This window comes from Brevibacterium spongiae, assembly GCF_026168515.1.
Taxonomy (GTDB): Bacteria; Actinomycetota; Actinomycetes; order Actinomycetales; family Brevibacteriaceae; genus Brevibacterium; species Brevibacterium spongiae.
This window is the reverse complement of sequence record NZ_CP093443.1, coordinates 3,121,434-3,137,942: the sequence shown is the minus strand read 5'-3', so window position 1 is coordinate 3,137,942 and position 16,509 is coordinate 3,121,434. Positions and strand designations below refer to the sequence as shown.

Sequence of the window (16,509 nt, the reverse complement as noted above, 5' to 3'; positions counted from 1 at the left end):
AAGTTACCTCGTCGTTATAGTTACGCCAAGGTAGGGCTGAGCTGCTGTTGCAGGTGCTGAATGATGTAGGCATCGTGCAGGTCTTGCGCTATAAAACTCCAGGTGACAGACCTATGGAGTGCCGGTGATCCTCCTTCCCGGAAATGTGTCACAGTCATAGTCGTGTCATTGCGGCAGGTCGTGATTGTCACGGATTGAGGTACACAGTCCGAGCTTCGCCGTCGACTCGTGACCAAGCGGTGACCAGCAAGATCACGACTCCCGTGGTGTGGACGGCCCCCACCGGACGGCCCGTCAGCACCTACAGTCGACTCAACCGGCAGGAGCGACGGAGATCGACGAAGGAGTTGAGACATGGCGACAAAGACGCGATGGGCTGTGATCGGGGCCGGCATCATCGGTGCCGCCGTGGCACGAGAGATCCTCAACCGCCACGACTCCGCCGATGTCACCCTCTTTGAAAAAGAAGACCACCCCGCCGCGCACCAGACCGGCCACAACTCCGGTGTCGTCCACGCCGGCCTGTACTACGAACCCGGCAGCCTCAAAGCCACACTCTGCCGACGCGGAGTCTCCCTGCTCACCGACTTCGCCCACGAACACGGAGTCGCCGTCGACGAATGCGGCAAGGTCGTCGTCGCCACCGACGAGGTCGAAGTCGACCGTCTCCACGCCATCCACGACCGTGCACTGGCCAATGGCGTGCCCGACATCGCGCTGGTCGACCGCGACGGCCTGCAAGAGATCGAACCGAACGCCGAAGGCCTCGCCGCACTCCACTCACCCCACACCGCGATCATCGACTATCCCGGCCTCACCGAAGCCCTCGTCGCCGACTTCCGCGCCCGCGGCGGGCGCGTGCGCTTCTCAACCCCGGTGAAAAACATCGTTCGCCGAGGCGGCCCCACCGGAACCGACACCGCGATCGTCCGCACCCCGGTCGATTCCCAGGAATTCGACCACGTCATCGTCTGCGCAGGCCTCCAATCAGACCGCCTGGCCGCCCGCTCCGGAGAGAGCCGCACACCGACCGTGGTGCCCTTCTTCGGGCAGTACTTCATCCTCGACGCGGACTACAACGACACAGTCAACGGGCTCATCTACCCCGTGCCCGACCCGAAATACCCCTTCCTCGGCGTGCACGTGACCCGCCGCATCGACGGCGGGCTGATGATCGGCCCGAACGCCTTCCTCTCCTTCTCCCGCGAAGGGTACCGCGGCCTCGGCTTCAATATCCCCGACTCCCTGGCCGTGGCCGCCGACCCCGGATTCTGGCGCTTCGCTGCAGGAAATATGGCCACCGCCGCCCGGGAGCTGCCAGGTGTCCTGTCGATCGAGAAATTCGTCGCCGAGGCGGCCCGCTACGTCCCGGACCTCGCCGGGGCGGGCGGACGCCGCGCCACCCGCGGAATCCGTGCACAGGCGATGAGACGCGACGGCACCCTCGTCGATGACTTCGTCATCGATCGTGCGGGAGCCTCCATATTCGTCAGGAACGCACCTTCCCCGGGAGCCACCTCGGCGCTGGCCATTGCCGAACACCTCGTCGAACTCGCAGTCGACGGGTAGGACGCTCAGTCGGCGGTGTCGGTCTCGGCGACATAGACACGCGAACGCAGCCGCTGGACGTGGGTGAGGTTCTTGACGTCGGCGCCGTCGTCGAAGCTCGACCCCAGGGCGCCGGCGACGACGCCCATCGCGGCGCTGAGCCACGCGATGTCGAGGTAATTCGAGAACTTGGCGTGCGGGCGACCGATGATCTTGGCCATGAAATCGGGATCGATGATGACGAGACTTCCGATAAGAATCCCGATTACCAAGCACGCGTAGAGGGCGGCCACGCAGATGAGCAGCGTGAGCACTGTCGAGAGGTTGTAGTAGAAGACGACCTGCGTCAGCCGTTCGTTGACCGGCCGGTCCCACAGTCTGTTGATGGTGATGAGCCAGCTGACCATGACCACGATGGCGATCATGCCGATCGAGATCAGACGCAGCGTCGACAGGTGATGGGCCATCTGCCAGATGGAGCTGTAGAAGATGCCGAAGGCGCCGGTGGCAGACGCCGCTGCCAGTGCGCGGGAGAGCTTCGAGGCCATGCGCAGAGGTTCATTGGCCATCGTCATTCCGGACACGAGCCTGGGACCACCGGTGAACGTGTGGGCATGCAGGGTGCGTCGGCCCGCCGTGCCGCTGCTCGTCCACTCGCCCCACCTGGGCAGACGGTGTCGCTGAGCGATCTGACCGGTGGGCAGCATCTGGTTGCTGCAGCTCATGAGGATCTTCAGCAGCCGTTTCCGCGAACACAGCGCCCCGAGGGTGGGGCCGGAGACGACCGCGACGTGGCGGGAGGGCAGGACCTCGGCGATGAGCGGGTTGCCTTGAGTGTGCCGGGGGATGCCCGTGAACATGATGACGAGATCGGCCTCAGGATACCCGGCGACGAGGGCGTCGATGGTCGAGAACTCCAGCTGATGGTCGGGCCGGACGCGGAGGGTCTCGACACACGAGTCCACCCGCGCCGAGTCGTCGAAGTCCTCACGCAGAAGACTCTCGAACTCGTCCTTGATCGCGGCTATGCGGCGGTTCGGCGGCCCGGGATCGGAGATCAGCAGCACATGCATAGGGGGTGGTCCTGCCTGGTCGGGGATTTCGGTTCCACTGTCGCAGGACTGGGAAAGGCGTGACCACCCGCAGGCCCCTATTTCAACCGATTCCACACTGCGTTCCCACCGGGTCTGGAGGTGGCCGGGAGGCGTCGTGTCAGGGTGACCACGTATTCTTGGGAACATATCTGATGCAACTCTGCATATCCCACGTGTCGGCCGGATTTCGGTCGGCGTGATCGTGGGCAAGCATTCGTGACGTAGGAGGATACGGCGCATGGCAGTTCTGGTGACCGGCGGGGCAGGCTACATCGGTTCGCACGTGGTGCGGCTGCTGAACGAACGCGGTGACGACGTACTCGTCGTCGACGATTTCTCCACCGGCATCGCCGCCCGGGTCGACGGCTTGTCCGTCGTCGACCTCGACCTGGCTGCACCGGACGCCACTGACCGCCTCGTCGATGCGATCAGGGAACACGGCGTGGATTCGATCATCCACTTCGCTGCGAAGAAGCAGGTCGGTGAGTCCGTCGAGGAACCGGTCATGTACTACCGGCAGAACATCGGAGCACTGACGAACATCCTCGCGGCAGTGGAGGCCACCGGCATCGAATCGCTCGTCTTCTCCTCCTCGGCCGCCACCTACGGCATGCCCGACGTCGAGATGGTCGGCGAAGACCTCGACTGCCGCCCCATCAACCCCTACGGGCAGACGAAGCTCATCGGCGAATGGATGATCGACAACCAGATCACCGCCTCACAGATGCGCGGAACCGCGTTCAACGCCGTCAAGCTGCGCTATTTCAACGTCGCAGGTGCCGGCTGGTCGGAACTCGCCGACACCGCAGTCATGAACCTCATCCCGATCGTGCTCGGCCGGATGAAAGACGGCAAGGCCCCGATCATCTTCGGCGACGACTACGACACCCCCGACGGTACGTGCATCCGCGACTACGTCCACGTCAAGGACCTCGCCGAGGCGCACATTGCTGCACTCGATTACATGAAGTCCGGCGGCACCACGGAGACCGTCTTCAACGTCGGCACCGGAACCGGTGCCTCGGTGAAGGAAGTCATCGACACCATCGCCGAGGTGACCGGCCGTGACATCGTCCCCGAAATGGGCGAGCGTCGCGCAGGTGATCCGCCGGCGCTGGTCGCCGATGTCTCCCGGATCTCAGCACTGCTGAGCTGGAAGGCCGAGTTCGGGCTCGAGGAGATCGTCCGCAGCGCCGTCGAGGCCGCCGGGATGCTGCCCGAGCAGAAGTGATGGTGACAGGCAGGGCAGGTCGGCCCGCGCGAGGGTCGGTCTGGGCTGGACGGGAAGGGTGAGTCGATGACCCACCACATCATCGTCGGCGCCGGACTGGCCGGTGCAGCAGCCGCCTATTCTTTGACCGCGCGGGGCGAGGACGTCACCGTGGTCGAACGGCATACCCCGGCCAACGACCGCGGCAGCTCGCACGGTTCGGCACGGATCTTCCGCTATGCCTACCCCGACCAGCTCTACACCGAACTCGTCGTGCGATCCCGGGAACTCTGGGATCAGCTCGAAGCGGTGTCGGGCACCGAACTGATCACCCGTACCGGAGCCATCGACCACGGCGATGCCCGGCACACCAGCCTGCTCGCCGAGATCTTCGAGACGGTCGGTGTCGATCATGAGGTCCTCGACCCGGCGCGCGCCGCCGAACGCTGGCCGCAGTTCACCTTCGACACCGAGGTCCTGTGGCATCCGGATGCCGGGGTCATCGATGCCGAGACCACAGTGACGACCCTGCTCGACCTCGCCGTGGCGACCGGTCGGGCTCGGATCCTCACCGATTGGACTGTCACTGAGGTGACTCGACGATCTGCGGGCGGCTTCCGTGCCGCCTCGGCGACGGGGGAGGTCATCGAAGGTGACCGTGTCATCGTCGCTGCCGGCGGATGGCTGCCTGCCCTCCTCGGCGATCTTGGGCTTCCGGAGGGGTTTCTCAATGCGCTGCCGCAGTTCGAGGTTCGACAGGAGCAGGCCTTCCATATGCCCTACCGTGATGCCGATGCCGATGGCCGAGCGGCGACCGTGTGGCCGACGTTCATCCACAAATCCGGTGAGATGTTCACCTATGGTCTGCCCGGTGGGCGGGATGCCGGTTTCGCCGGGCAGAAGCTCGCCCAGTTCAACGGCGGACGCGTGATCGGTTCGGCGCTCGACCAGGACGGGCAGATCACCGAGGAGATGCGTACGCGGATGATCGACTACGCGCAGTGCTTTCTGCCGGGGGTCGTGCCCGAGCCGTATGCGGAGACGACGTGCCTGTTCACGAACACCCCGAATGAGGACTTCGTCATCGACGAGGTCGACGGGCTTGTCGTCGTCTCCGCGTGTTCGGGTCACGGGGCCAAGTTCGCGCCGCTGCTCGGAGAGTTCGCCGCCGATCTCGCCATCGGTGCTGGCCGAGTGCCGGAGCGATTCCGTGTGGGTGCGTCGGCCTCGTCCTGAGGCGGGCTACTTCGCGGGTTTCATCTCGCTTTCGACCATCCACTTATGGTTGGTCATCGACATGTCCTTGCCGTTGACGTCGACCATGTAGACGGTCTCGTCGGTCGACGAGTCGATGGTGGCCTTCGCGCCCTTCAATCCGGGCATGTGATCGGCATTGACGGTGATCTCGGTGCCCTCCTTCAGCGGCGCCTGGCCCGGGTTCTCGAGCTCCTCGTGAACGACCCACTTGTGGTTCTTCACGGGTTCGCCGCCATCGGTGGGGGTGTAGCTGATCTCGTAGGCCGTGGTGTCGAAGGCACCAGTGACCTTCGCAGGGGCGTTCTTCATCCCCGGCATGTGGTCGGCGGTGAGAACCACGTCGTCGCCGATCTCGAACTTCGGGTCCGCGGCCTTCTCGATGCCCTTCGGCGGGGCACCTCCGTCCATGTTGTTCATTCCTTCGTGGCCGCCGGATTCCTCATCGGACCCGCTGTCCTCGTGCTTCATACCGGCGCGATCGGACCTGTCGCCGTCGTGGGCTGATTCGCTGGCGGCAGTCTCGGTTGTCATGCCGCCGGACTCCTGAGCCTCGTCGTTCGGGGCCGAGCAGCCGGCGAGGGCGAGCCCGATCGCCGCGGCGACGGCGGTGAGCCGCATCATCTGAGCGGACTTCTTCATGGGAGACCTCCTGGTGTTGGCATTCGTTTCCTGCGGTCGCCTCTTCGGCGGGTCCGCAATGGCAACGATATACCCCCGCAGGGTATTCCGAAGGCAGGGGGTCGGCGGAAGTCTCGCTCTCGGATGCGCGGACGACCGTCGGCGAAGTCGACGCCGTCATCGACCTCCGCTGAGTCAGCGGCGCTTCGAGGCGATGATGAGGTGCCGCGTCGAGTGGGCGACGAAGGGCTCACCCCGGCGCATCTGAGTGTCGAGTTCCCGCAGCTGAGGCAGGTAGTCTGCGACGGCGAAACCGGGCACCCACCACGGGCACTTGCGCAGGATCCACACGATCGCACCGATGTCGAAGAACTCCATGCGACACCGCGCGGTCTGCACGGTATCGACGTCGAGCCCGGCCGCCTCGGCGGCAGCAGTTTCGGTGTCCGGATGACGTGCCCGGCGATTCTCGGGCTGCGGTCCGAGGAAGAACTCGATGAGCTCGAACGCCGAGGCCGGACCGACGTGCTGGGCCACATAAGTACCTCCGGGAACGAGCACGCGGGCGATCTCCGACCACGCGGGGCTCACGGGATGGCGCGAGCTGACGAGGTCGAAGCTGCCGTTGGCGAATGGCAGATGTCGGGCGTCGGCCTCGACGACGTCGACTCCCCGCGGGCCGAGCCGATAACGGGCCACGGCGACATTGGGTCGGTGCGCCTCGGACACCGTCATGCGCGGGGGCAGCACGGGAGCCTCGTCGACCACTTCGCCACCGCCGGTGTCGATGTCCAGGGCAGCGGTCGCCGTCGACAGTCGCCTGGCCAGCAGCGCGGAGTACCGCCACAGCGGTCGCTCTTCGGTGGCACGTCCGTCCAGCCAGTCGAACCCCCACCCGGTGACGTCGGCGGACTGTGCCTCGGTGACGAGCTCGTCGAAAGTGCGCATGGTGCCATAATCTCGCACACGGCTCTCACCCGTCGAGCCAGGCGGTCACCTCGGCGAGGAGATCCTGCGGAGCTTCAAGCGGGACGAGATGCGCGGAGCGCGGGAAGCGGGTCACTTCGGGTTCTCCTGGGAGTGCTCGAGCCAAGCGGTCGGTTTGCTCGACAGGGATCCACGGATCGTCCTCACCCCAACCGATGCGCACCGGGCAGCGCACCTCGCCGAGGCGGTCGACGATCGGTGCCGTGTGTGCAGGGCTCAAAGCGGCGATCTGTCGGTAGAACGCAGGTTGACCGGCCTCGGTGCACCACGGGGTGGTGAGTTCGGTGAGGTGAGCATCGCTGAGATTTCGGTCGGCGGGCCGAAGCGGGCCGCCGAGATCGGTCGCATCGGCGGGATCTCCAGGGCCGCTGGCACCCGCAATGTATTCGCGGACCAGCGCGCCATGGAGCGGAGACGGAAGGGCGGCGAAGACCGCTTCGTTTTCGGCCACGAGACGGAAGAACGGTGAACCCCACGGATCGAGGGTGACGACGTCGAGCAGAAACAGCGATGCGAAATCGCATTCCTCCAACAGGTGCGCGCCGAGAGCCACGGCCCCGCCGATATCGTGAGCGATGACGTGCGGATTCGATACTTCCCAGTACTCGATGAGCTCGGCCAGACGGCGACGTTGGGTGATGAGATCAAGGGCGGGGGCCGCCTCGGTGAGTGGAGTCACCGACTGCTCGTTCGTGTGGTCCTCATCGCCCGATGGCCATGTGGTCCGAGCTCCGGGAATCGACTCACCATAACCGGGCATGTCCCACAGGCGGACGCGATGGTGCCGCGCGATCTCGCGGGCGAGCGGCAGCCACATCCGCGATGACCACGGGGTTCCATGGCAGATGATGACCTCGCCGAGGCGGCACTGCCGGTTGTCGGTGCCGGTCGGTTCGATGGTCGTGGTGACCGCCTCGGCGCCGTCGCTGAAGGTGATGCGGTCGGTTCTGGTGCGGATGTCGCTGTCTGTCATGGATCGACAGTAGAACTTCAGGTTGACCTTAAGTCAACGTGTCACTATGGATCTATGAAGATCGGAGAGGCTGCGGCACAGATCGGCGTCGCCGCGCATGCGCTCAGGCATTGGGAGGACGAGGGCGTCGTCGTTCCGGGGCGGGCGCCGAGCGGGCACCGTGACTATTCGGACGAGCAGCTGAGCCGGTGCCGGATCGTGCGTTCCTGTCAGGGCGTGGGCATGAGCCTCGCCGAGATCCGTGCGGTCCTCCACCGCGGTGAGGAAGGCCGCGCTGCGGTGATTGCGGCCCGGCTGTCGGCGATCCGAGCGCAGCGGACCTCGCTCGATTCTGCGGAGAAGTTCCTTCTCCACGTTCGCGAATGCCGGCACGATCTCATGACCCGGTGCCCGGAGTGCTCGGAGTATGCGGGGTGAGATGGGAGGGCCGCGGAATACTTTATGAAATACCCGCGAAATGCTCAATGGGAACACCGCGAAATGCTCAATAGGAGCACCGCGATTTGCTCAATTGATGTACCGCAAAATGCTCAATTGGGATCAAGATGGTGGTAGATTGAACTCATGTCGTACACCAGGCGAATCATTGACTCCGTCCTTGATGAGGTCTTTCCTCCCTTGTCGGCGATCGCTCTGGAGGGGGCTAAGGGCGTCGGCAAAACGGCGACGGCGACACAGCGAGTGCGATCCGTTCTGTCGCTGAACCGGCCCGCTCAGCGAGAGGTCGTACAGGCGAACTATGACCACATCATTGATGTCCCGGCACCGGTGCTGATCGACGAATGGCAACTTGTGCCGGAGGTCTGGGACCGAGTTCGAACCGCAGTTGACGATGACGCTCGAGGCGGTCAATTTCTGCTTGCTGGGTCGGCAGGTGTAACGCCGAATGCGAGGATCCATTCAGGCGCAGGTCGCATCGTCACAATGACCATGCGCCCGCTGTCGTTGGCGGAGCGTGAGATTTGCGAACCTAGCGTTTCGCTGTCGGATCTTTTGCAGGATGGAGAGCTTGCAATTGGCGGCGAATCGCCGATCCGGCTGTCTCAGTACACCGAAGAGATACTCGCTTCAGGATTTCCAGGTATCAGACAACTGCCCTCCCGAGCCCGCCGTCCTCAGTTGGACAGTTATGTCTCACGTATCGTCGAAAAGGAACTCCCAGACAATGGAATCGAGGTCAAGAGACCTGACGCGCTGAGGTCGTGGCTGTCGGCCTACGGTGCCGCAACGTCGACGAATGCGAATTTCACCCAGATCCTTGACTCGGCAGCTGCAGGAGAGGCCGACAAACCTGCGAGAAATACAGTTCAATCGTATCGGGAGCACCTGCAACGGCTATTCATTCTCGACCCGCTGCCGGCGTGGATCCCGGCTCTCAACCCGCTCAAGCGACTCACAAAGACTCCGAAACATCACCTGGTTGATCCAGCGATCGCCGCCCGAATGAGCGGAATCGGCCACAGTGGACTGCTCAAAGGAGACGGGCAAAGAGTAGCTGCCACGACGGGCACATGGCTTGGTGCACTGTTCGAGTCGCTGGCGACGCAGAGTGTGCGAGTCTATGCGGAAGCAGTTGAAGCACACGTGGGCCACCTGAGAACGAGGGACACTGAGCGCGAAATCGACATCATCGTCGAAGGTGAGGATCGACGCGTTGTTGCCATCGAGGTCAAGCTTGCTGCAACGGTCCGCGACTCCGACGTGCGACATCTCAATTGGCTAGGGGAACAGATCGGGGACCGGTTGGTCAACAAGGTGGTCGTGACTACCGGTGAGGCAGCCTATCGTCGTCCCGACGGAGTCGCGGTGATTCCGTTGGCGTTGCTTGGACCCTAGCCAACGAGTCAACTCTGATCATTCTCTTAGGAGCATCGCGCAACGTTCAGTCGGCCACGGGACGGTGGGCCGCCTCGGCGAGGGGAATGATGAGGTGGCCGGAACTCAGCGCACATTGCGCGAATTCTCTGTTCGGGGGTGGTCACAAAACCCGGTCGAAGCGGCATGATGGCCTTATGACCACAGATATGGATATTGCGCTCAGCGCCGAGCTCGATCCCATCGTCGACATCGCCGCTGGGCTGGGACTCGACGCGCAGGACATCATTCCCCACGGATGGACGAAGGCGAAGGTGCCCATCGACGTCCTCGACAAGGCGTCCGCGGACGCCACCGACGGCCGACTCATCCTCGTCACTGCCATGAGCCCGACCCCGGCAGGCGAGGGCAAGACCACGACGAGCATCGGCCTGGCCGACGGTCTCAACGAACTCGCCCGCTCGAACCCCGAGGTCGGTAAGGCAGTGCTGGCGCTGCGCGAGCCGAGCATGGGCCCGGTCTTCGGGATGAAAGGCGGCGCGGCCGGCGGCGGTTACGCCCAGGTCGTGCCGATGGAGGACATCAACCTCCACTTCACCGGGGACTTCGCGGCCATCGCGGCGGCGAACAACCTCGCCGCGACGATGCTCGATAACCACATTCACTTCGGCAACGATCTCGACGTCGACCCGCGCCGCATCCACATCCGCCGTGTCGTCGACCTCAACGACCGAGCGCTGCGCGGGGTCGTCGTCGGACTCGGCGGCATCAACGGGGGAGTGCCCCGCGAAGACGCCTTCGACATCGTCGTCGCCAGCGAGGTCATGGCCGTATTCTGCCTGGCCACCTCGTTGGCTGACCTCAAGGAGCGGCTGGGGCGGATCGTGCTCGCGCACAGCCGTTCGAGGGAGCCGATCACCGTTAACGATATCGGCGCCGCCGGAGCGATGACCGCGCTGCTGCGCAACGCCTTGGCGCCGAACCTCGTGCAGACGCTCGAGCATTCGCCGGCATTCATCCACGGCGGTCCCTTCGCCAACATCGCCCACGGCTGCAACAGCCTGCTCGCGACGAAGGCGGGACTGGCGCTGGGCGACTGGGTCGTCACGGAAGCGGGCTTCGGCGCCGACCTCGGTGCCGAGAAGTTCCTCGACATCAAGTGCCGGACCGCTGGGATCTGGCCCTCGGCCGTGGTCGTCGTCGCAACGCTGCGGGCGCTGAAGTACCACGGCGGAGTCGACGTGAAGGACGTGAACTCTACCGATGTGTCAGCGGTTCTGGAGGGGATGAGCAACCTCGAGCTGCACTGCAAGAACCTGCGCGAGATCTACGGGCTGACCCCGGTCGTGTGCTTCAACCGATTCCCCACAGACACCGACGAGGAGATGGCCGCGGCGATCTCCCACCTCGACGGGCTGGGGGTTGCCGCCGTCGAGTCGACGCATTGGGCCGATGGCGGAAAAGGTGCGCTGGACCTGGCCGAAGCGGTCGTCGAGGCCGCCGGTGGGGTCTCGGGCAGCGGCGGCGCTGGTGCTGGACGCAGTGATGGTACGGCTGGACCGGCCGTCGACGATGGTTCGGTCTTCGTCGCCGGCACCGCCTCGGGGGATGCCGAAGCTCCTGCCGTCGATCCGACTACGCGTGCGCGGTACAGCTACGAGCTCGATCTGCCTCTGGAGGACAAGATCCGCACAATTGCGCAGCGGATCTACCAGGCGGCGGACGTCGACCTTCCGGTCAAGGTCAAGCGGAAGCTCAAGCAATTCACCGAGGAAGGGTATGGAGATGCGCCCGTGTGCATCGCGAAGACCCAGTACTCGCTGTCCACGGACGCGACCCTGCGCGGGGCCCCGACCGGTCACATCATCGAGGTCAAGGATGTGCGCCTGTCGGCTGGTGCCGGGTTCGTCGTCGTCATTGCCGGCGACATCATGACAATGCCCGGCCTGCCGAAGGAACCTTCGGCACTGAGGATCGACATCACCGAGGACGGAAACATCACCGGCCTCTTCTGACAATGCGGAGCTGTCCCGCCCTTACTACCTGACGGCGCCCCAGCAACCCTGCGCCGGGTTGCTGGGGCGCCGTCACGTAGTAACTGGGGTCAGTCTGAGCCGGTGACGCGGTTGAAGACACGGTCGAGGGTTGCGGCGAGGTCGGCGCGGTTGGTCTCGTTCATCCACTCGCGGTTGACCATCTCGTTGAGACCGCCCGGGGTTTCGTGGGCGGCGACGAGGTCGTTGATGGGGTCGGTCGTCTCGGCGAGGGTGGTGCCGAGACCGACGAACTGGCCGCGGATGAAGTGATCCGCGTCGGCCTGATCCCAACCGCGGTCGACCAGCCATGCGGTGATTGTCTGCAGGAACGCGAAATGCGTCGACATCGTCGCCGTCACCGCCGAGAGCGTGGAGAACATCGTCTCGTCCGCCGCAGTCACAGACCCGCCGAGGTGGCCCAACAATGCCTCGACTGTGTCGTTGGCCGGGTACATGGCGGTGACGCCCTTGCGCTCGCGGACCGCGGGCAGCGGAATGATCCGCACGGTCGTCGGGGAATGCGGCAGATGGTCGTTGAGGACGTCCGTGGAGACCCCGGCGACGGCGCAGACCAGGGTCTTCTCGGATCGAACGCTCAGTTCGTCGAGGACGTCAGCCGCCTGCTGGGGGAGGACTGCGAGGACGATGAGGTCGCTGCGGTCGACGACATCCTGGTTGCTTTCACAGACCGTGGCGGATTCGATGGATTCGGCGAGGTTCTTCGCACGGTCGGCGTTGCGAGGGGAGAGGAAGAACTGGAGGTCGCCCACTTGGGAGGCGCTCTGCTCGGCGGTGCCTGCCTCGCTGCGGGCGAGACCTTCAACCATCGCCGAGGCGATCTCTCCGACCCCGATGAAACCGATGCTGGTCATGTGCTCCTCCTTGAGTGGCGTGGTTGATTCATTCGCTTATTCGGATTATGTCATTGGCGCGTGCGGGAGGGCAGAAGGTCTGCAGACTCAGTGGCGAATCACTTCGGACCAAATTGGTGCTGTGCGTTTTGAGCGTTTTGGGTACATTGGAGAGTATGGCTGAGGCAATCGCACACGAGAAGGCCGATGAGTTGAGAGCGGCGATCGACGAGATGTTCGCCGAGTTGCAAGACTCGTCCGCAGCGTCGGTCGTTGCCCACAATGCGTTTCTCAGGTTGGTCGACGTGCTGGAATCGAGTTCAGACGTTGTTGTGTTGCCGTCGAACAAATTGGTCTCCACGCAACAGGCGGCGGACTTGCTCGGGGTAAGTCGAATGACTGTCGTCAGGTTGATCGAGCGAGGTGAGATCACGACGCAAGGTGGAGGCCTTCACCGTCGTATTCCTGCAGATGAACTGGCTCGATATCAATCGACAAGCTCAGCGCGGAGAAGAACGGTGATCAGAGAATTCGCCGCGGAGATCGATGAGAATACTCCGCCTGATGAGATCATTCAGACTCGGTGAATGGCCCGCTTGCAGTCGTCCTTGATGCGTGCGTTCTAGCCTGTGTCAGATCCAGCCTTCTCGGCGGGCGTTTCTCAGAGCTTCGGCGCGATTGCGGGCTCCGAGCTTGCCGATCGCGCTCGACAGATAATTGCGGACAGTGCTCGGGGACAGATGCAGCGTCTCCGCCGCATCGGCAATCGGAGTGCCGTCGTCCGAGGCGATGAGGACCTGAGCTTCGCGCTCCGAAAGCGGGTTCTCACCGGAGCTGAGCGCCTGAGCCGCCAGCAGGGGATCGATGACCGTTTCCCCTTGTGCGACCCGCCGGATCGACTCGGCGAGGGTCTCGACCGGATCGTCCTTGACGAGGAATCCCCTGGCCCCTGCGTCCATGGCTCGTCGCAGGTAGCCGGCTCGGCCGAAGGTCGTGACGATGATGACGGCAGGATCAGTTGAGTCAGCGATGTTTCCGTTGGAGGTGGTTCCGTCTGCCGACCGGCTCAGCTCCTCGAGCGCTTCGAGCCCACTCATGCCCGGCAGCTCGATATCGAGGAGAATCACATCCGGCCTGAGTTCGCGGACCAATTCGACGACTTCGTCACCGCGTCCTGCCTCACCGACAACGGTGATGTCGTCTTCGAGATCGAGGAGGCTGATGAGAGCCGAGCGCATGAGAGTCTGGTCTTCGACGACGGCGATCCTGATCATTGCGGTGCTCCTGAGATCGGGGCGTGAACGGTCAGGGTGAAGCCATTCGGACCCGACCGGATGTGCGTGTGACCGCCCAGACGTTCTGCCCTCTCTCGCACCCCGAGCAGTCCCGAGCCTGCCGATTTGGTGCTCGCTCCACGGCCATCGTCGGTGATTTCGAATGTCGCAACCGCCTCGGTGACGGTGACTTTCATTGTGCACCGGGACGCGTGGGCATGACGGAGGATATTTGTCGTTCCTTCTCGGACAGCCCACGCGAAGAGAGTGTCGGTCGGGTTATCGAGGTCCGGCAGCGGAGTCGTCGTGCTGACCTCGATCCCGGCGTCATCGAGTACCTCGACTGCGTGCGACAGCTCGTCGGCGAAGCGCATCTCACGGTACCCGGCGACCGCCTGCCGAACATCGGCCAAGGCCGTGCGTCCGATGTCTTCGATCTCCTGCGCATGCTTGATGCCAACAGCGGAATCACTGTCGGCGAATCGACGGATGGCCTCGGCCTTGACCACGATCACCGAGAGCGTGTGACCGAGCAGATCGTGGAGATCTCTCGAGAACCGCTGACGTTCCTCGACCACCGCGAGCCCGGCCAAGCGACGACGTGTGGCGCGCAGGTCATCGACCGTGCCGGTGAGGCAGCGGATCAGGTACGTGCTGGCCCCGGCCATGACGGTGGCGAAGCCGAACTGCAGCGCGTTGCTGAGTGACATCGTGGCGAACCCCTCGGCGAAGGAGCCGCTGATGGCCAGGCCGATCACGATTCCGAGTGCCGCGCGGAGCCGGATCGCCGTCGCCGCCGCAATGGCCAGCAGGGGATAGAGGAACCCCTGACCTCCGGGAGACACGATGAACTGGATGACGACGAGGGCCATGAGCCCGATCGTGCAGAGCTCTCCCACCCGCTGCGGCAGATTTCTGTGCGCAACGAGGATCGTGACGACATAGAGCGCAGCGATCGCCAGATGGATCGTCAGTGTCACGGGCTCGCCGTCGAGGATGGCCGACAGGATCGGGGACAGCATGAGGACCGGCAGCCAGATCAGCGCGAACCCAGGTCCGCGGGTTCGGGCGACCCACCGCGTGACTCCATCGTCGCAGTCGGGTGAGATGGATTGCTTCATCATTGTCGCCTCCGTCTCGTACATTACTCGGACACTGCCGTCGACGGGGCCGAAACCGAAGCTGCGGAGCCTCGGTCGGGGGCGCGGCGCATCCTGCGCGGGACGAAGAGCAGGAGCCCGAGCATCATTGTGCCTCCGACGAGTACGTGCATCACTTCCAGTACGACCAAGACCGAACCCGTGGCCCCCGACAGCAGAGGACCAGTCATCGACAGGACGAGAACGATGCAGCCGAGGACCGTCCAGATCACCGGTCCGCTGCGGAAACGTCGAGCGATGAGATAGGAGATACTGGCTGCGCAACCGCTGCCGAGGGATACGAGCGCGACGGCTGCAGGTGAGACGGACCTACCGCTGGCAGTCAGCGTGACTCCGGCGATCGGAACGGTGATCACCCACACGGCCAAGGCTGCGAAGACTGCCGTGAGGATGACGACGGCGGCGGAAGCCAAAGAACGCTGGGTCGTTTGGTTGGAGTGAGTCGTCTGGGCCGTCTGGTTGGAATGGTCCGATCGGCCCGATGCTGGGGGCGCTGATCTGTGGTTGCTGCGACGGTTCATCGTGACCGCCTCCTCGCTGTTGTTATCGGTGTTCTCTGACACCTATGACGCTACGGAGGAGCGAAAAGACGGGGTAGGGAGCGCGATCCCGAATGCAAAGTGACAAACGTCCTGCGTCATCTCTTCGCAGCGAATTGCCGGCGATAGTCCGTTGGGGTGGTCCGGAACGCCTCGGCGAAGTTCTGGCGGAACGTAGTCGCGCTGCCGAACCCGCAGTCGGCGGCGATCCGATCGATCGAACGGTCCGTCGATTCGAGCAGTCGGCGGGCCTCGTCGAGGCGCCGGTATCGAACCCAGGCGGCAGGGGTGGTGCCCGTGGAGCTCTTGAACAGACGGACGAAGGAGCGGGAGATCATGTGCGCCTCCCGGGCAAGCCGTTCGACGGAAAGATCTTCGCCGAGGCGGTTGAGCGCCCACGCGAGGATCTTCGCGATGGGGTCGTCCTCAGTGCGCGTGGGCAGCGGGCGCTGAATGTACTGAGCCTGCCCGCCGTCTCGGTGCGGCGCGATGACGAGGTTGCGGGCGACCTGATTCGCTGCGGCCGCCCCGAGCCTGGCCCGGACGAGGTGGAGGCAGGCATCCAGCCCAGAGGCCGTGCCGGCCGAGGTGAAGACATCGTCGTCGTCGATGTAGAGGACCGACTCATCGACGCACAGATCAGCGTGACGTTCGGCGAGGAGCTCGAAGGCCCGCCAGTGGGTGACGACGCGTCGACCGGTGAGGAGCCCCGCATCGGCGATCGGAAACGTGCCGAGGCACAGTCCCGCGACCGTTGTTCCGCGCGCATGCTCGCTGACGAGCAGCTGTCGCAGCTCCGCGCCCGCCGGGCGACCATCGCGATGCCAGGAGGGGATGACGACGATGTCTGCGTCCGAAGCCGTCTGCGGACCCGCAATCCCGCTGATCTCGTAGCCTTCAGCGGTGCGCACCGGCGAACCGTCGCCGGAGAACACGGCAGTCTCCCAATCGGCGAGGCCCAGACGTGCCACTTCGTCGAAGACCATCTGCGGGACCGAGAGGTGGAACATCGTGATGCCGTCGAACGCGAAGATGGCGATCTTGACCGCGGACTTCTCGGACATGTTCCTCTGTCCCTCCCTATCCATGCTCGCCGCTATGCCACCGAAGGCGGCACGATCGCGGATGACGATCTCTGCCACCTTAT

Annotated in this window: 16 protein-coding genes; 7 read left to right on the top strand and 9 right to left on the bottom strand. The window is 64.2% G+C overall.

Annotation, left to right across the window (positions count from 1 at the left end; all coding sequences use genetic code 11):
* Window positions 1–354 precede the first annotated feature (354 nt).
* Entirely contained in the window at window positions 355–1,569 is a 1,215-nt protein-coding gene (gene lhgO, locus L1F31_RS14135) for an L-2-hydroxyglutarate oxidase (protein ID WP_265417911.1), read from the top strand.
* 5 nt (window positions 1,570–1,574) lie between these two features.
* Here the strand turns inward: lhgO and L1F31_RS14130 are convergent, their stop codons facing one another.
* On the bottom strand, window positions 1,575–2,621 hold the full coding sequence (locus L1F31_RS14130; protein WP_265417910.1) for a hypothetical protein: 1,047 nt from the start codon (window positions 2,619–2,621) through the stop codon (window positions 1,575–1,577).
* A 259-nt stretch (window positions 2,622–2,880) separates the two neighbouring features.
* Between L1F31_RS14130 and galE the strand changes: the two genes are divergently transcribed.
* Together galE and L1F31_RS14120 are read left to right on the top strand one after the other, a co-directional pair.
* The gene (gene galE / locus L1F31_RS14125; RefSeq protein ID WP_265417909.1) at window positions 2,881–3,873 is read left to right on the top strand and encodes a UDP-glucose 4-epimerase GalE; all 993 of its coding nucleotides are present in this window, start codon (window positions 2,881–2,883) and stop codon (window positions 3,871–3,873) included.
* 66 nt (window positions 3,874–3,939) lie between these two features.
* Window positions 3,940–5,088 (top strand): FAD-dependent oxidoreductase, encoded by a 1,149-nt coding sequence (locus tag L1F31_RS14120; protein WP_265417908.1) that lies wholly within the window; start codon window positions 3,940–3,942, stop codon window positions 5,086–5,088.
* Window positions 5,089–5,094: 6 nt separating this feature from the next.
* On the opposite strand, the gene L1F31_RS14115 is transcribed toward L1F31_RS14120, so the two are convergent.
* From L1F31_RS14115 to L1F31_RS14105, 3 genes are all read right to left on the bottom strand, one after another.
* On the bottom strand, window positions 5,095–5,748 hold the full coding sequence (locus tag L1F31_RS14115) for a YdhK family protein (RefSeq protein WP_265417907.1): 654 nt from the start codon (window positions 5,746–5,748) through the stop codon (window positions 5,095–5,097).
* Between the two features lie 174 nt (window positions 5,749–5,922).
* Window positions 5,923–6,675, bottom strand: coding sequence for a class I SAM-dependent methyltransferase (locus L1F31_RS14110; RefSeq protein ID WP_265417906.1), 753 nt, complete (start codon window positions 6,673–6,675; stop codon window positions 5,923–5,925).
* A 25-nt stretch (window positions 6,676–6,700) separates the two neighbouring features.
* Window positions 6,701–7,687, bottom strand: a complete 987-nt coding sequence (locus L1F31_RS14105) for an alpha/beta fold hydrolase (RefSeq protein WP_265417905.1) — start codon at window positions 7,685–7,687, stop codon at window positions 6,701–6,703.
* Between the two features lie 54 nt (window positions 7,688–7,741).
* Here L1F31_RS14105 and L1F31_RS14100 point away from each other — a divergent pair, with 54 nt between their 5' ends.
* The 3 genes from L1F31_RS14100 (at window position 7,742) to L1F31_RS14090 (ending at window position 11,517) form a co-directional block, all read left to right on the top strand.
* The gene (locus tag L1F31_RS14100) at window positions 7,742–8,104 is read left to right on the top strand and encodes a MerR family transcriptional regulator (protein ID WP_265417904.1); all 363 of its coding nucleotides are present in this window, start codon (window positions 7,742–7,744) and stop codon (window positions 8,102–8,104) included.
* A 147-nt stretch (window positions 8,105–8,251) separates the two neighbouring features.
* Complete coding sequence (locus L1F31_RS14095) at window positions 8,252–9,523, top strand: ATP-binding protein (RefSeq protein ID WP_265417903.1); 1,272 nt, start codon at window positions 8,252–8,254, stop codon at window positions 9,521–9,523.
* A 176-nt stretch (window positions 9,524–9,699) separates the two neighbouring features.
* On the top strand, window positions 9,700–11,517 hold the full coding sequence (locus L1F31_RS14090) for a formate--tetrahydrofolate ligase (RefSeq protein WP_265417902.1): 1,818 nt from the start codon (window positions 9,700–9,702) through the stop codon (window positions 11,515–11,517).
* Window positions 11,518–11,606: 89 nt separating this feature from the next.
* Here the strand turns inward: L1F31_RS14090 and L1F31_RS14085 are convergent, their stop codons facing one another.
* Window positions 11,607–12,410: an NAD(P)-binding domain-containing protein gene (locus L1F31_RS14085; protein WP_265417901.1), complete on the bottom strand. Its 804-nt coding sequence runs from the start codon at window positions 12,408–12,410 to the stop codon at window positions 11,607–11,609.
* A 155-nt stretch (window positions 12,411–12,565) separates the two neighbouring features.
* Between L1F31_RS14085 and L1F31_RS14080 the strand changes: the two genes are divergently transcribed.
* Window positions 12,566–12,976, top strand: coding sequence for a helix-turn-helix domain-containing protein (locus L1F31_RS14080; RefSeq protein WP_265417900.1), 411 nt, complete (start codon window positions 12,566–12,568; stop codon window positions 12,974–12,976).
* A 45-nt stretch (window positions 12,977–13,021) separates the two neighbouring features.
* On the opposite strand, the gene L1F31_RS14075 is transcribed toward L1F31_RS14080, so the two are convergent.
* From L1F31_RS14075 to L1F31_RS14060, 4 genes are all read right to left on the bottom strand, one after another.
* Window positions 13,022–13,663: a response regulator transcription factor gene (locus tag L1F31_RS14075; protein WP_265417899.1), complete on the bottom strand. Its 642-nt coding sequence runs from the start codon at window positions 13,661–13,663 to the stop codon at window positions 13,022–13,024.
* Window positions 13,660–14,787, bottom strand: a complete 1,128-nt coding sequence (locus L1F31_RS14070; RefSeq protein ID WP_265417898.1) for a sensor histidine kinase — start codon at window positions 14,785–14,787, stop codon at window positions 13,660–13,662. The genes L1F31_RS14075 and L1F31_RS14070 overlap by 4 nt, the downstream gene beginning before the upstream one ends.
* Window positions 14,788–14,807: 20 nt before the next feature.
* Window positions 14,808–15,236 (bottom strand): DUF6069 family protein, encoded by a 429-nt coding sequence (locus L1F31_RS14065; RefSeq protein WP_265417897.1) that lies wholly within the window; start codon window positions 15,234–15,236, stop codon window positions 14,808–14,810.
* A gap of 224 nt (window positions 15,237–15,460) precedes the next feature.
* Window positions 15,461–16,504 carry a GlxA family transcriptional regulator gene (locus L1F31_RS14060; protein ID WP_265417896.1) on the bottom strand — a complete coding sequence of 348 codons (1,044 nt, stop codon included), beginning with the start codon at window positions 16,502–16,504 and terminating at the stop codon, window positions 15,461–15,463.
* Between the last annotated feature and the right edge of the window lie 5 nt (window positions 16,505–16,509).